This is a genomic window from Asaia krungthepensis NRIC 0535, from assembly GCF_025995175.1.
GTDB lineage: Bacteria > Pseudomonadota > Alphaproteobacteria > Acetobacterales > Acetobacteraceae > Asaia > Asaia krungthepensis.
This window is the reverse complement of record NZ_BAPV01000003.1, coordinates 210,811-225,637: the sequence shown is the minus strand read 5'-3', so window position 1 is coordinate 225,637 and position 14,827 is coordinate 210,811. Positions and strand designations below refer to the sequence as shown.

The 14,827-nt window shown below is 61.0% G+C and carries 14 protein-coding genes; 8 read left to right on the top strand and 6 right to left on the bottom strand.

The window, feature by feature from the left end; translation table 11 throughout:
- Positions 1-40: 40 nt before the first annotated feature.
- A complete protein-coding gene (gene eno, locus AA0535_RS02290) occupies positions 41-1,321 on the bottom strand; it encodes a phosphopyruvate hydratase (RefSeq protein WP_023977385.1) in 1,281 nt (426 codons plus the stop codon).
- Between the two features lie 99 nt (positions 1,322-1,420).
- Between eno and AA0535_RS02285 the strand changes: the two genes are divergently transcribed.
- Entirely contained in the window at positions 1,421-1,909 is a 489-nt protein-coding gene (locus tag AA0535_RS02285; protein WP_264814286.1) for a DUF3429 domain-containing protein, read from the top strand.
- Here AA0535_RS02285 and AA0535_RS02280 read toward each other — a convergent pair.
- The 5 genes from AA0535_RS02280 to tpiA form a co-directional block, all read right to left on the bottom strand.
- Positions 1,897-2,370: an OsmC family protein gene (locus AA0535_RS02280; protein ID WP_264814285.1), complete on the bottom strand. Its 474-nt coding sequence runs from the start codon at positions 2,368-2,370 to the stop codon at positions 1,897-1,899. The two genes, AA0535_RS02285 and AA0535_RS02280, sit on opposite strands and share 13 nt — an antisense overlap.
- A complete protein-coding gene (gene kdsA, locus AA0535_RS02275) occupies positions 2,360-3,187 on the bottom strand; it encodes a 3-deoxy-8-phosphooctulonate synthase (RefSeq protein ID WP_264814284.1) in 828 nt (275 codons plus the stop codon). The genes AA0535_RS02280 and kdsA overlap by 11 nt, the downstream gene beginning before the upstream one ends.
- A complete protein-coding gene (locus AA0535_RS02270; RefSeq protein WP_264814283.1) occupies positions 3,184-4,815 on the bottom strand; it encodes a CTP synthase in 1,632 nt (543 codons plus the stop codon). The genes kdsA and AA0535_RS02270 overlap by 4 nt, the downstream gene beginning before the upstream one ends.
- Before the next feature lie 92 nt (positions 4,816-4,907).
- Entirely contained in the window at positions 4,908-5,252 is a 345-nt protein-coding gene (gene secG / locus AA0535_RS02265; protein ID WP_264814282.1) for a preprotein translocase subunit SecG, read from the bottom strand.
- A 34-nt stretch (positions 5,253-5,286) separates the two neighbouring features.
- Positions 5,287-6,036, bottom strand: a complete 750-nt coding sequence (gene tpiA / locus AA0535_RS02260) for a triose-phosphate isomerase (protein ID WP_264814281.1) — start codon at positions 6,034-6,036, stop codon at positions 5,287-5,289.
- 229 nt (positions 6,037-6,265) lie between these two features.
- Here tpiA and AA0535_RS02255 point away from each other — a divergent pair, with 229 nt between their 5' ends.
- The 7 genes from AA0535_RS02255 to AA0535_RS02225 all read left to right on the top strand — a co-directional run bounded on the left by AA0535_RS02255 (position 6,266) and on the right by AA0535_RS02225 (position 14,825).
- Positions 6,266-8,185, top strand: a complete 1,920-nt coding sequence (locus tag AA0535_RS02255) for a peptidylprolyl isomerase (protein ID WP_264814280.1) — start codon at positions 6,266-6,268, stop codon at positions 8,183-8,185.
- On the top strand, positions 8,182-9,666 hold the full coding sequence (locus AA0535_RS02250) for an anthranilate synthase component I family protein (protein WP_264814279.1): 1,485 nt from the start codon (positions 8,182-8,184) through the stop codon (positions 9,664-9,666). Before AA0535_RS02255 ends, AA0535_RS02250 begins: the two co-directional genes overlap by 4 nt.
- Before the next feature lie 58 nt (positions 9,667-9,724).
- Positions 9,725-10,321, top strand: coding sequence for an anthranilate synthase component II (locus AA0535_RS02245; RefSeq protein WP_264814278.1), 597 nt, complete (start codon positions 9,725-9,727; stop codon positions 10,319-10,321).
- On the top strand, positions 10,322-11,440 hold the full coding sequence (gene trpD, locus AA0535_RS02240) for an anthranilate phosphoribosyltransferase (protein WP_264814277.1): 1,119 nt from the start codon (positions 10,322-10,324) through the stop codon (positions 11,438-11,440).
- Complete coding sequence (trpC, locus tag AA0535_RS02235) at positions 11,437-12,348, top strand: indole-3-glycerol phosphate synthase TrpC (protein ID WP_373319252.1); 912 nt, start codon at positions 11,437-11,439, stop codon at positions 12,346-12,348. Before trpD ends, trpC begins: the two co-directional genes overlap by 4 nt.
- 104 nt (positions 12,349-12,452) lie before the next feature.
- Complete coding sequence (gene pdhA, locus AA0535_RS02230) at positions 12,453-13,475, top strand: pyruvate dehydrogenase (acetyl-transferring) E1 component subunit alpha (RefSeq protein WP_127102219.1); 1,023 nt, start codon at positions 12,453-12,455, stop codon at positions 13,473-13,475.
- A gap of 3 nt (positions 13,476-13,478) precedes the next feature.
- Positions 13,479-14,825: a pyruvate dehydrogenase complex E1 component subunit beta gene (locus tag AA0535_RS02225; protein ID WP_264814276.1), complete on the top strand. Its 1,347-nt coding sequence runs from the start codon at positions 13,479-13,481 to the stop codon at positions 14,823-14,825.
- The last annotated feature ends 2 nt before the right edge of the window (positions 14,826-14,827 follow it).

The following is a 14,827-nucleotide window of genomic DNA, read 5'->3' as shown; positions in this document are numbered from 1 at the left end:
GTATCTGGGCGAGGGAGAGAAAATCTCTCCCTCAGACCAGTCAGGCGCGGGGCAGGATCGAGCGGCCTGCGTAACGGGCTGCGGTAGCCAGCTCGTTTTCGATGCGGATCAGCTGGTTGTACTTTGCCGTACGATCGGAGCGCGAGAGCGAGCCGGTCTTGATCTGACCGCAATTCGTGGCCACTGCCAGATCGGCAATGATCGAATCTTCGGTCTCACCCGAGCGGTGGCTCATGACGCATTTATAGCCGGCGCGATGCGCGGTTTCCATGGCACGGAGCGTTTCGGTCAGCGTGCCGATCTGGTTGACCTTCACCAGAAGTGCGTTCGCGGTGTTGCTCTCGATGCCACGCACCAGACGCTCGGTATTGGTCACGAACAGATCGTCACCGACGAGCTGCAGCTTGTGGCCAAGCTTGGCGGTCAGTTCGGCCCAGCCTTCCCAGTCATCTTCTGCCAGACCGTCTTCGATCGACACGATCGGATAACGTGCGGCGAGATCGGCCAGATAGTCGATCATGCCCGAGGAATCGAGATCGCGGCCTTCGCCGTCCATCTTGTAGCGGCCATCGCGGTAGAATTCGGTGGCAGCGCAATCGAGCGCAAAGGTCACGTCCTCGCCCAGACGATAACCAGCCCCCTCGACCGACTTCGAGATGAAGCCAAGAGCCTCGTCAGCCGATTTCAGGCCGGGAGCGAAGCCGCCCTCGTCACCGACATTAGTGTTGTGACCGGCGGCGTGCAGGTTCTTCTTCAGATGGGCGAAGATTTCCGAACCCATGCGCACGGCGTCCATGATCGTCGGTGCACCAACCGGCTGGATCATGAATTCCTGGATGTCGATGGGGTTGTCAGCATGCTGGCCGCCATTGACGATGTTCATCATCGGCACGGGCAGGGTGTGGGCAAACACGCCACCGACATAGCGATAGAGCGGAATATCGAGCTCGAGCGCCGTGGCCTTGGCAGTCGCAAGCGACACGGCAAGGATGGAGTTGGCGCCCAGACGGGCTTTGTTCGGCGTGCCGTCCAGCTCGATCATGGCTTCGTCGATGGCAATCTGATCGGACGATTCGGCGCCCTGCAGCGCATCGAGGATCTCGCCCTCAGCAAAGGCAGCAGCCTTCAGAACGCCCTTGCCACCATAGCGCGACTTGTCGCCATCGCGCAGCTCGACAGCTTCATGTGCGCCCGTCGAGGCACCCGACGGAACCGCTGCGCGACCTTTGGCGCCCGAGGACAGTTCAACCTCGACTTCGACGGTCGGATTGCCACGGCTATCCAGAATCTCGCGAGCAATGATATCAATAATGGCGCTCATTGGGGGCTCCCTGTTTGAACGTTCGAACTTCGGGCATCACAAGGCGTCGAGACACCGGCGCTGTCAACTGGCGTTATGTGAAATGAGGATGGATATTCCGTGAGACCCCTGTCACCGCTCGTGATTTTCCTCGGTATCGGCGGATTGGTGCCGTTCGTGACCCTCGCCATGGCGGCCCTGTTCTGGGGAAGTCTTGGCCCGATCACCCATATCGGCGTGGCGATGCTGGCCTATGGCGGCTGCATCCTGTCCTTTCTCGGAGCGGTCCATTGGGGGCTGGCACTCGAACAACCCGCCATCATGCCCGCACAGGGTCTTGGAGGCATCAATCGCCGCCGCCTGGTTCTCGGTGTGCTGCCCTCGCTCTGGGCATGGGTCGCCATCTATGCAGGTGTGATCTGGGCGCCCCGGGGCGGCATCCTGATGGAGATGATCGGTTTCCTGCTGGTCCTGGCGACCGAACGTGCCGCCTATCGCAAGGGGGCGCTTCCTGCGGGGTATTTTCCGTTCCGCGCCTTGCTGACGGCCGTCGTCGTGCTGTGCCTTGCGGCGTGCCTGAGCGCGCCGTTGCAGCCTTACACGATCTGAAACACGGGCTCGCAGATCACCGGGAAATTGACCGAACGTGCGATGAAGCAGTGCGCATGGGCCTGATCGTGGAGGGCCTGCGCCCGGGTGATCGAACTCCCACTCGCCAGCGTGATCACAGGCCTGAGGAGCGCGCTTTCGAACGCCCCATCGCCCTGCGGGGTCTCCATCATCACGGCTTCGGCAGAGTCCCGATAGGCGGTGACGATGATTCCCGCTCCGGCACAGAGCCCGAGATACCAGAGTTTGTGGCATGCGCTCAGCGACGCAAGAAGCAGCTCGCCGGGATTCCAGCCCGTCGGGTCACCATGGAAGCTGGGATCGGCAGAGCCATGGATGACCGGCTTGCCCTCGGCCGTAATATCGTGATTGCGGCCATAGACATGCCAGGACTGCGTGCCATGGCCATGATTGCCCTTCCATTCGGTGCCGACCGAATAGAGATGACGCTTAGAACCCATTGGACTTCGCGAGGCTGTCAAAGGCCTGAAGGGTCTTGAGCAAGCCACGCATTTCGGCCAGCGGAACCATATTCGGACCATCGCTCGGGGCCTGATCCGGGTTCTCGTGCGTTTCGATGAACACCGCGGCAACCCCGATAGCCACTGCCGCGCGCGCCAGTGTCGGTACGAACTCGCGCTGGCCGCCCGACGCACCACCGAGCCCTCCGGGCTGCTGAACGGAATGGGTAGCATCGAATACCACCGGATACCCGGTAGAGGCCATGATGGGCAGGCCGCGCATATCGCTCACGAGCGTGTTATAGCCAAAGCTCGTACCACGATCGCAAAGCATGATCTGTTCGTTGCCGGTCGAGGCGATCTTGGCCGCCACATTGGCCATGTCCCAGGGGGCGAGAAACTGACCCTTCTTGACGTTGATTGCGCGTCCCGTCTCACCGGCTGCAAGGAGCAGATCGGTCTGGCGGCACAGGAAGGCCGGGATCTGCAGGACATCGACGGCCTCTGCGGCGGGCGCACATTGTTCGGCGCTGTGGACGTCTGTCAGCACAGGGCAACCGAACTCCTCGCGTATCCCTGCAAGGATATCGAGGCCCTCCGCAAGGCCGATCCCGCGCTGCGCCTTGAGCGAGGTACGGTTCGCCTTGTCGAAAGAACTCTTGTAAATCCAGCCAATACCCAGATCGCCGCAGATCTCGGCAAGCCCCGATGCCATTTCGCGTGCGTGGGCGCGTGATTCGATCTGACAGGGTCCCGCAATGAGCGTGAAGCTCTGATGATTACCGATCGTCAGATTGCCGAGAGAGATTGTGGTCATGCGAGGCGAGCCTTCTTGACGGCAGCCTCGATGAAGCCAGCGAAAAGGGGATGGGGAGCGAAAGGCTTGGACATATATTCCGGGTGATACTGCACACCGACGAACCAGGGATGATCCGGATATTCCACGATCTCCGGAAGCACGTCGTCAGGAGACATGCCGGAGAAGACGAGGCCGGTCGCTTCGAGCTGCTGGCGATAATGCACGTTCACTTCGTAACGATGGCGATGGCGCTCGCGCACCTCGGTCGTTCCGTAGATTTCGGCTGCGCGTGATCCCGGCTTCAGCTTGGCGGGGTAGGCACCCAGGCGCATCGTGCCGCCCAGCTCACCGTGTTCGCGGCGACGGAGCATCTCATTGCCGCGCGCCCATTCGGTCATGAGGCCCACGAGCGGCTCTTCCGTGGGGCCGAATTCGGTCGATGACGCCTTTTCAAGCCCGCCGAGAGAGCGGGCGCATTCGATCACCGCCATCTGCATACCAAAACAGATGCCTAGGAACGGCACGCCGTTTTCGCGTGCATAGCGCACGGCCTCGATCTTGCCTTCAGAGCCACGTTCCCCGAAGCCGCCCGGCACAAGAATGCCGTCCACACGACCAAGTGCGGAGATCGATTCAGGGTTTTTCTCGAAGGTTTCGGATTCGACCCATTCGAGGCGAACCTTGACCTTGTTGGCGATACCGCCATGGAGCAGGGCTTCGATGAGCGATTTGTAACTGTCGAGCAGCGCTGTGTATTTTCCGACCACCGCGATACGGACTTCGCCGTCAGGATGACGCAGCGTGTCGACAATCCTTGTCCAGCGGCTCAGGTCGGGCTCGCCCTCAACCGGGAGGCCGAAATAGCGCAGGACCTCATTATCCATGCCTTCCTTGTGATAGGAAATCGGGCAGGCATAGATCGTATCGACGTCGAGCGCGGCAATGACCGCCTCGGGACGCACATTGCAGAAGCTGGCGATCTTGCGGCGCTCATTGGTCGGGATTGCGCGATCCGAGCGGCAGATCAGCATCTGGGGCTGAATACCGACATTCTGCAGTTCCTTCACGGAATGCTGTGTCGGCTTTGTCTTCAGCTCACCGGCTGCCGGAATATAGGGCAGCAATGTGAGATGGACGCACATCGTATGCGCCGGACCCAGATCGTTGCGCAGCTGGCGGATCGATTCGAGGAAGGGCAGGCTTTCGATATCGCCCACCGTGCCGCCGATCTCGACCAGAACGAAGTCGTAGCCATCCGTTCCGGCAACCACTGCTTCCTTGATGGCGTCGGTGATATGGGGAATGACCTGAACGGTCGCGCCCAGATAATCTCCGCGTCGCTCGCGCGCGATCACCTCGGAATAGATGCGGCCAGTCGTCGCGTTATCGGCCTTGCGGGCGTGAACCCCGGTGAAGCGCTCGTAATGGCCGAGGTCGAGATCGGTCTCGGCCCCGTCATCTGTCACGAACACTTCGCCATGCTGATAGGGGCTCATCGTCCCCGGATCGACATTGAGATAGGGGTCGAGTTTGCGCATGCGGACCTTGTAGCCGCGCGCCTGGAGGAGAGCCGCAAGAGCTGCTGATGCAATGCCCTTGCCGAGAGAGGAAACCACGCCACCGGTGATGAATACGAACCGAGTCATGGAAGGCTCTCCTACACCGGATCGTGTCCTTAGGGAACGAGAAGAATGCCGCCAGAGACCATCTGGCGGTAGAAAATTTACAAGCTGTTGCGTTACTGCTTCGTCGGGGTGCTGGCTGGCACAGTGGCAGGTGCGGCAGGTGCCGTCTGGGTGGCCGGGGCGATTGCCGGGGCAGGCTGCGCCAGAATATCGCTACCGCCATTGGTGGAGGCGCCGCGGTTCAGAACGGCCAGAAGCAGACAGAGCACCATGAACACGCCAGCCAGCACCGACGTGGTTCGGGTCAGGAGGTTGGCCGTTCCGCGGCCGGTCATGAACGATCCCATGCCCTGGCTACTGCCAATACCAAGTCCGCCGCCCTCGCTTCGCTGAATGAGAATGACGCCGATCAGGGCAATGGTCACAAGGAAATTGAGAACGAGCAGCAGCGTGGTCATGTCCGGCTTTCAGGTAAACGCAATAGGTATGCCGTCAGGACGCCGACGAGAGTCCCGCCTGAACGATGCCAAGAAATGATCTGGCAGACAGGCTGGCCCCGCCGACGAGCACGCCCCCCACACCGGGAACAGCGAGGATGGACGCGGCATCTTCGGGCTTGACTGAGCCGCCATACAGGACGCGTGTCGGTTTGTCATCCGTTTCGAGGTGATCTGCCAGTACCCCGTGCAGGAAGACCATGCGGGATTCGATATCCTCTTGTGTCGCTGCCTTGCCGGTACCGATCGCCCAGATCGGCTCATAGGCAACGATGCCATCGAAATCGGCCGGGAGGCTCTGCGTGATCTGCTCGGTCAGCCAGGGCTCTGCATGACCATCTTCTTTCTGCCTCGCACTCTCGCCAACACAGACGACCGGGCACAGACCGAATTCACGTGCGCGCTCCGCCTTACGTCTGATGCGAGCGTTCGTCTCATGATGGTGTTCGCGACGCTCCGAATGCCCCAGGATAACATGACTTACCCCCAGATCCGCGAGCATCGCAGCCGAAATATCGCCTGTATACGCGCCCTCGGCCTCTGCATGACAATCCTGCGCACCGAGCCCGATCCCGTGTTCGTGCAAGAGGGGAGCAAGGCAGTGTGTCAGGGTGAAGGGGGGGGCCAAAACCACATCGCGCCGGGTGAGGGCAGGCCCAATGGCGGCGGCGATCTCTTGCGCCAGTTCCTTCCCGTCGCCCCGCAGGCCGTGCATCTTCCAGTTGCCGATGATCATCTGGCGCATCACGCTCTCTCCACTTTCCCGGGTCCTTCCTGCTTAGCGGATGTTTTCGCGTTCCAGACAGGGGCGCGCGGCACTTTACGCATCATCTTCTCGTCAGTTGGATGACAAGGATGGAATCTAGGGGATCGCAAAGCTGATGCACCATAAGGCACTCTGGCTGGTCAAAACCCGATCCTGCTACTATGGTCCAGCGCTTCAAACCTTGGCAAATTGCGGATCTGAAGCGCGTATGATTTCGACTTTGCGGCATTTCGTTGTCGATTCCTGGCTCGGGCGTATCATCGCGCTCCTCATTTTTCTCGCCTTTGTGGGCTGGGGCGTCGGTGATGTGATTGGCTCCTACAACGGGAGCCAGATCGACACTGCGGCGAGGATCGGATCACGCCAGATCGGGGGGCAGGATCTTGCCCAGGCCATCCGCAACGAGATGCCGCGCGTGGCGCAGCAGATGGGGCTGAACGATCCCTCGCAGGTGCCCGCCGATGTTCGCCAGCAGGTTGCGCAGGGGGTTCTCCAGCGCATGATCGCCCAGAACGAGGTCCTGGCCTTCGCTGACCGCAACGGCATGAAGGTGCCCGATGCTCTGGTGCGGAACGAGATCTTCGGCATGAGCGTTTTTCATGGCACTAATGGCCGGTTTGATCGCGCCCTCTTCGACAGCAAGCTCCGCCAGATTCATCTGACCGAGCGCGATCTTCTCGCCAAGGTCCGGGACGATATCGGCGCGCGTAATCTGCTGGATGGTCTGGGTAACAGCATGATCGTGCCGGGCTCGGTTCTCGATCAGCTTGTCGCCTACAACACAAGAGAGCATCGGATCGATCTGCTTCGTCTGGATAGCACCGCTTTCGCAGTCCCTGCGCCGCCCGAGGAAGCACAACTGCATCGCTTCTACGACAACCATCCTGCGCTTTATCGCTCGGCAGAATATCGCCACGCAAAGATCGTTATCCTGACAACAGACAGCGTTGCGCGTACCCTGACCATTCCCGATGCCGACCTCAAACGGTACTACGAATTCGAGATCCAGAAATACGACGTGCCTGAAACGCGCAGTCTTGAAGTGCTCACCTTGCAGGATCGCAAGGCTGCCGAGACGATTCTTGCTGCGTGGAAAGACAATGGCGACTGGCAGGCCATCCAGGCGCGTGATCCCTCCGCCGCTGCAGTTGCCTTCCCCAATGCGCGGCAGGCCGACATACCGAGCCCGGAGCTTGCAAAAGCCGCATTCACGGCGCCGAAAGATGCCATTCAGGGGCCGATTGAGAGTCCCTCAGGCTGGATCGTGTTTCGTGTGACGACCATCACGCCGCCTCACAAGACCGATTTCGACCATGCCAAGGAGGCCATTCGTGACGAAGTGGCACGTGCCCAGGCCCCGCAGATCCTTGGTGGTCGTGTCGCCAGTTTGCAGGATGCCATTGCCGGGAGCGCGGATCTCGATCAGATCCCAACCAATCTCGGTGCGGTTCCGGCTCAGGGCTCTCTCGACGCACAGGGCCTGACCAAGGACGGTGAGATGGCGCCTCTGCCGGGCAGCGACGCAGTCCGCAAGGCGATCATCGCTCGCATCTTTTCGCAGAAGAAAGGGGAAAAGCCTTCGCTTGTGAACGGCCCTGAAGGCAGCGCTTTCGCTGTGCTGGTTGACGAGGTCGAACCGGGCCACGTCAAGCCCTATGACATGGTGCGTGAGCAGGTCGGTCATGACTGGCTCAAGGCCCAGCAACTGCATCTGGCCGATGAGCGTGCAACGACCCTGATGCTCGCTGCCCGCAAGTCCGGTGGCCTGGCTCAGGCCGTTGCCGGCACTGGCGATGCTGCTACCATGCAAAAGGATCTTGTGATCTCACGCATGCAGAATGCAGGACTGCCGCCCGCGGTGTTGTCCGAGATCTTCGCGACGAAGAAGGGCCAGACGGGAATGCTTGCCGTAGGCGACACGCTTTACGTATTCACCTTGAATGACATTGCCCCGGCCAATCCGGAGAGCACGAAGGCGTTGCGCGATTCCATGCGCGGCCAGCTGCAGGACACGCTGCGCGCTGACGTGCCGGTCGTTTTCGTCCATGCGCTCGAAACCGAGATCAAGCCTGTGCCGAACATGCCCGTGCTTCAGCAGGCGCTCAAACTGGGAACCGGACAGGAATGACGACCGATTTCCTCACCAGCATCGAGGCGGCGGATCTTCTGACGCCCGTCTCGGCATTCATGAAGCTCTCTTCCCTCGTGCCGTCTCTGACCGATGAGGCCGGGAAAACCCACCGCCCTTACCGGCTGCTTTTCGAGAGCGTCGAGGGCGGCGCGGCGAGGGGGCGTTACTCGGTGATCGCCCTGTTGCCGGATCTGGTGTGGCGCTGTGCTCACGGGGTCGCCTCGATCAATAAGGCGCCTTTCGACACGGCCTCCAGCTTTGTCAATACTGACGAGAAGCCCCTCGTATCTCTGCGTCGGCTGGTGAATGAGAACCGCGCGATGCTGCCAGAAAATCTCCCGACGATGATTGGTGGGATCTTCGGCTATCTCGGATACGATATGGTGCGTCAGATGGAGGTGTTGCCGGACGCCCCTCCCGATGATCTGAATCTTCCCGATGGCGTCATGATGCGCCCGGGGCTCTTCGCTGTTTTCGACTCGGTTCGTGATGAGCTTCATCTGGCCGTGCCGCTGCATGACGGCGGTATGACGCGTGATGAGGCGCAGGCGCTGCTCGATCGTGCAAGACATGCCCTCGTCGCAGCCCCTCTGGATGATGCCCCCGTTCTCGCCGCGGGAACGCAGCTCGAAGCCCCGCGCTCGACGATGTCGAGCGAGGTTTTCATGGACAAGGTGCGTCTTGCCCAGGACTATATTGCGGCCGGTGATGCATTCCAGATCGTCCCCAGTCAGCGCTTCGAGACGGATTTTCCACTTCCGGCACTCGCGCTTTATCGTTCGCTGAGACGCGTCAATCCGGCGCCGTTCCTGTTTCTTGTCGAAATGAACGGCTTTTCGCTCGTCGGATCGTCGCCGGAAATTCTGGTGAGATTGCGCGAGGGTGTGGTGACGGTACGTCCGCTGGCAGGAACGCGCCCGCGCGGGGCAGATCGCGAAGCCGATGAACGACTCGAGGCCGAGCTTCTGGCTGACCAGAAGGAGCGCGCCGAACATCTGATGCTGATCGATCTGGGGCGCAACGACGTGGGCCGTGTCGCCCTCATGGGGTCGGTCACCGTGCCCTCGTCCTTCGTGGTCGAGCGTTACAGTCATGTCATGCACATTTCATCGACGGTGCAGGGCCAGATCCGCCCGGAATGCGATGCCCTGGATGCGCTGAGCGCGGCCTTCCCGGCGGGAACCCTTACCGGCGCGCCCAAGATCCGTGCGATGGAAATTATCGACGAACTCGAGGTGACGCGTCGAGGTCCTTATTCGGGGTGCATCGGCTATATCGGTGTCGATGGCGATATGGATACCTGCATCGGGCTGCGTATGGCCATTCTGAACAAGGGCCGCATGTATGTTCAGGCCGGGTGCGGTGTGGTTGCCGATAGCGACCCTGCAAGCGAGGAAATGGAAACGCGACATAAGTCGCGCGCCATTTTCCGAGCGGCGGAACTGGCCGTCCAGCAGGCTGCGGAGATCGGGGTCTGAAGCCCCGGTCCATGTAACGGAATTTGACCTTCTCTCGAGACAACGCCATCTTAGTGCCATGATATTGCTGATCGACAATTACGACAGTTTCACCTTCAATCTCGTGCATCATTTCGGCGCACTGGGCGAGACCTGCGATGTGCACCGCAATGATGCGCTGACTGTTGAGGAGGCGCTCGCGCTCAAGCCTGAGGCCATCGTGATTTCGCCCGGCCCATGCTCTCCCAACGAGGCAGGTATCTGCTGCGCCCTGATCGAGGCTGCGGCGCCGCTTCTTCCTGTACTCGGTGTCTGTCTCGGTCATCAGGCAATTGGCCAGGTCTTCGGTGCGACCGTCGTTCGCGCGCCCAAGCCGATGCATGGCAAGGTCGATGCCATCAGCCATGACGGCACGGGTCTTTTCCATGGCCTTGCGAGCCCGACCCAGGCCACACGCTATCACAGCCTGACCCTGGCGCCCGAGACGATCCCCGATACGCTGGTCGTCAATGCCCGTGCTCAGGACGGGGTTGTCATGGGGGTGCGCCACCGTACGCTTCCGGTCCATGGTGTGCAGTTCCATCCCGAGAGCATCGCCTCCGAAGACGGGCAGATGATGCTGGCGAATTTCCTGAATATCGCCCGGAATGCGCGCCAGAAAAGACAAGCCGCCTGAATGGATATGCAGTCAGGTCGCCTCAAACAGGTCATGACGCGTCTTGCCGAGGGGCGGCGCCTGACAGGGGAGGAGACCGAGAAACTCTTCACCCTCATCATGCGGGGCGAAGTTCCTCCCGAGCAACTGGCCGCCATTCTCATGGCGCTTCGTCTGAGAGGCGAGACTGTCGATGAGCTGAGCGGCGCCGTGCGCGCCGTACGCGCCTGCATGACGATACTGCCCGATCCACCTGAAGATGCGATGGATGTCTGCGGGACTGGCGGAGACGGGCTCGGTACGCTGAACGTTTCCACCGCGGTCGCTTTCGTTCTCGCGGGGCTGGGTGTTCCTGTGGCCAAGCATGGCAACCGGGCGCTTTCCTCGCGGGCGGGGGCGACCGACACGCTTATGGCGCTCGGCATCGAGCCTTGCCACGACCTTGACGAGCAATCACGCCGCCTGCGCGAAGGACGTCTGGCGTTTCTGGCCGCGCCGCTCCATCACCCTGCGATGCGCCATGCCGCCCCAGTGCGTGGTGCGCTCGGTTTTCGCACCATCTTCAATCTGATCGGACCCCTATGCAATCCAGCTCAGGTGCGTCGGCAGATGATCGGCCTCTATGACGCGCGCTGGTTGCGTCCGGTTGTCGAAACGCTCGCCACGCTCGGGGCCGAACGTGTCTGGGCTGTTCATGGAGAGACCGATCTCGGCGGAAGCGACGAGATCACTCTGGCCGGGCTCTCCCATATCCAGGCCTGGGATGACGGGCGCTTTCTTGAGCTTATCCTGACTCCCGACATGGCCGGGCTGCCCCATCGGCCGATCGCCGCGATTGCCGGCGGCGACCCCGCCCATAATGCCAGCAAGTTGCTCGACATGCTCTCGGGACAGGCCGGAGCCTATAGGGACACGGTTCTCCTGAACAGCGCCGTGGCGCTTCATGTCTCGGGACAATCTCCCATTCTTGAAAACGCGCTGATCGTCCCCACTCTCCTGCGCAGGAATGTCGAACTGGCTGCTCATGCCATCGATACGGGTCTGGCGCTTTCTGCTCTCGTCCACGCCCAGCAAGGGCCCCATCACCCTGCCGAAACGGCGCATTCTCCTCACATGATCCAGACGTCAGGCTTATCATGACTGAATTTTCTGCCGCCCCTACACACGACACGCCAGCCGGTTTTCCCGATGTGAAGGTGCCGGGAACCGTTGTGCAGGATGAACCCTCCTTGCCTGTGTCCGGTCTGGACATGCCAGATGTTCTGGCGCGGATCTGCGCGCGCACGCGGATCGACGTCGAGCAGCGTTCCCTGATCATGCCGCTCAAGGAGATCACGGCACGCGCGCGCGAGGTGAACGTCCCGACACGCGGGTTCGGGCAGGCACTCAAGCAGATGGCGGCGGATCGTCGCGTTGGCCTGATTGCCGAAATAAAGAAGGCTTCGCCTTCTGCCGGTATCCTGCGTCCCGATTACGACCCGGTGGGCATTGCCAAATCCTATGAGGCGGCGGGCGCGATCTGCCTGTCGATCCTGACCGAGGGGCCCTGCTTTCATGGCTCCATCGAGGACCTCAAGGCCGTCAAGGAAATCACCCCGCTGCCGATCCTGCGCAAGGATTTCATCCTCGAGCCATGGCAGGTTCATGAAAGCCGCCTGATCGGGGCGGATTGCATCCTCATCATTCTTTCGGCCCTGACGGACCCCGAGGCGGCAGAGCTGATCGGGCTCGCGCGCGGACTCGACATGGATGTGTTGTGCGAAGTGCATGACGAGGCAGAGCTCAACCGCGCTCTGGCGCTCGATACCTCGCTGATTGGCATCAACAACCGCAATCTGCGCACGCTCGTGACCGATCTCGACACCACAGCGAAGCTCGCTCCGCTGGTGCCGCCCGATCGCATCCTCGTTTCAGAGAGTGGTATTCGTACTCTCGAAGATGTGCAGCGCGTTGGTGAAGTCGGCGCAAGTGGTGTGCTCGTCGGTGAAAGTCTATTGCGAGAAGAGGACCCGGGCCTGGCTGCCCGTCGCCTTCTCGGGACTCTCTAACGCACATATTAACAGCCTGGGTTGTGGACTTGCGCAACGGGACTGGTAAATACCGGTCCCAGAATTGCGCTTGGCGCAACAGTCTGGCTCAGGAGAACCTCAGCATGTCCGGCAAAGCCCATAAGGGAGCGGCTCAGCCGCTCGCTGATCATAACGGACCGATCCTGCCTTTGGAGACAGTGCGCACGGCATATCGCGATATGCTCCTGCTGCGTCGCTTTGAGGAAAAGGCAGGGCAGCTTTACGGCATGGGACTGATCGGCGGTTTCTGCCATCTTTATATCGGCCAGGAAGCTGTGATTGTCGGTATGTCGCTGGCCATGAAGCCAGGCGACAAGATCGTGACCTCCTATCGCGATCACGCCCATATGCTGATGATGGGCATGAGCCCGGGCGGCGTGATGGCCGAGCTGACCGGACGCAAGGACGGCTATTCGCATGGCAAGGGCGGCTCCATGCACATGTTCTCGCGCGAGAAGAACTTTTATGGCGGTCACGGCATCGTCGGCGCGCAGGTCGCTATCGGCACGGGCCTGGCTTTCGCCAACAAGTATCGCGGCACCGACGAGGTAGGCGTGGCCTATTTTGGTGAAGGCGCAGCCCAGCAGGGTCAGGTCTATGAGAGTTTCAATCTCGCTGCCCTGCACAAGCTGCCCTGCATCTATGTGATCGAGAATAACCGCTACGGCATGGGCACCAGCGTCGAGCGCTCCAGCGCCGCCGCGCATGATCTCTCGCAGATCGGCGCCCCCTGGAAAATTCCGGGACGCAAGGTAGACGGCATGGATCTGTTCGCCGTGCATGAGGCGGCCCAGGAGGCCGTCGCTCATTGCCGTGCGGGCAAGGGGCCATTCCTGCTCGAGATGGAAACCTATCGTTATCGTGGCCACTCAATGTCCGATCCGGCACGCTATCGCGACCGCTCGGAAGTTGAGGAAATGCGCCGCACGCGTGACCCGATCGAGGCGCTGCACAAGCTCCTGTCCGAGAAGGGCACGACGGACGAGGCGTTCAAGGAGATCGACGCCGAAGTGAAGCAGATCGTCAATGACGCTGCGGAGTTCGCGCAGAACAGCCCTGAGCCCGATCTCTCTGAACTCTGGACCGATATTCTGGTGGAGGCGTAAGTCATGGCCGCTCCTGTTCTCATGCCGGCACTTTCGCCTACCATGACCGAAGGCACGATCTCGAAATGGACCCGCAAGGCGGGTGACAAGATCAATTCAGGCGACGTCATTGCCGAGATCGAAACCGACAAGGCGACGATGGAAGTCGAGGCAGTCGATAGCGGTATCCTGGCGAAAATTCTCGTGCCAGAAGGCACCGAAAACGTCGCTGTGAACACGCAGATCGCGATCATCGCAGAAGAAGGCGAGGATATCTCGGCGCTGGAAAACGGCCCGGCCCCAGCCCAGGCGACCCCGGTCCAGACCGCGGTTGAGGAGAAAGCCCCCCAGAAGCCGCAGGAGCTGGTGGCGACACCGGACCGCGAATGGGGAGAGACCTCGGTCATCACGGTGCGTGAAGCCCTGCGTGATGCGATGGCCGCTGAGCTGCGCCGTGATGACGATGTGTTCCTGCTTGGCGAGGAAGTCGCCCAGTATCAGGGCGCCTACAAGATCAGCCAGGGTCTGCTCGATGAATTCGGCGAGCGTCGCATCATCGATACGCCGATCACGGAGCATGGCTTTACCGGCATGGCGGTCGGCGCGGCGCTGACAGGTCTCAAGCCGATTGTGGAATTCATGACCATGAATTTTGCCATGCAGGCCATCGACCATATCATTAATTCCGCCGCCAAGACGCTTTACATGTCCGGCGGCCAGATGGGCTGTCCCATCGTGTTCCGTGGCCCGAACGGCGCTGCGGCACGTGTCGGCGCTCAGCACTCACAGTGTTATGCCAGCTGGTACGCTCATGTGCCCGGACTGAAGGTTGTTGCCCCGTGGTCGTCGGAGGATGCCAAGGGTCTGCTCCGCGCCGCTATTCGCGATCCAAACCCGGTGATCGTGCTCGAAAACGAGATTCTTTACGGTCAGAAATTCCCGTGCCCGGTGGATGAAGACTTCATCCTGCCCATCGGCAAGGCCAAGATCGAGCGTGAAGGCAAGGATGTGACGCTGGTCGCGTTCTCGATCATGGTGGGTGTGGCGCTCGAAGCCGCTGCGAAGCTGGCAGAACAGGGGATCGAGGCCGAGGTGATCAACCTGCGCACCATCCGTCCCCTGGATACCGAGACGATCATCAATAGCGTGAAGAAGACGAGCCGTATCGTATCCGTCGAGGAAGGTTGGCCCGTCGCCGGTATCGGTGCCGAGATCTGCACGGTGGCCTGTGAGCAGGCATTCGATTATCTCGATGCCCCGCCTGCGCGCGTTTGCGGTCTGGATATCCCGCTGCCCTACGCCGCCAATCTTGAGAAACATGCGCTTCCGCAGCCTGACTGGGTGGTGGACGCGGTTCGCAAACTGTTCTGAGG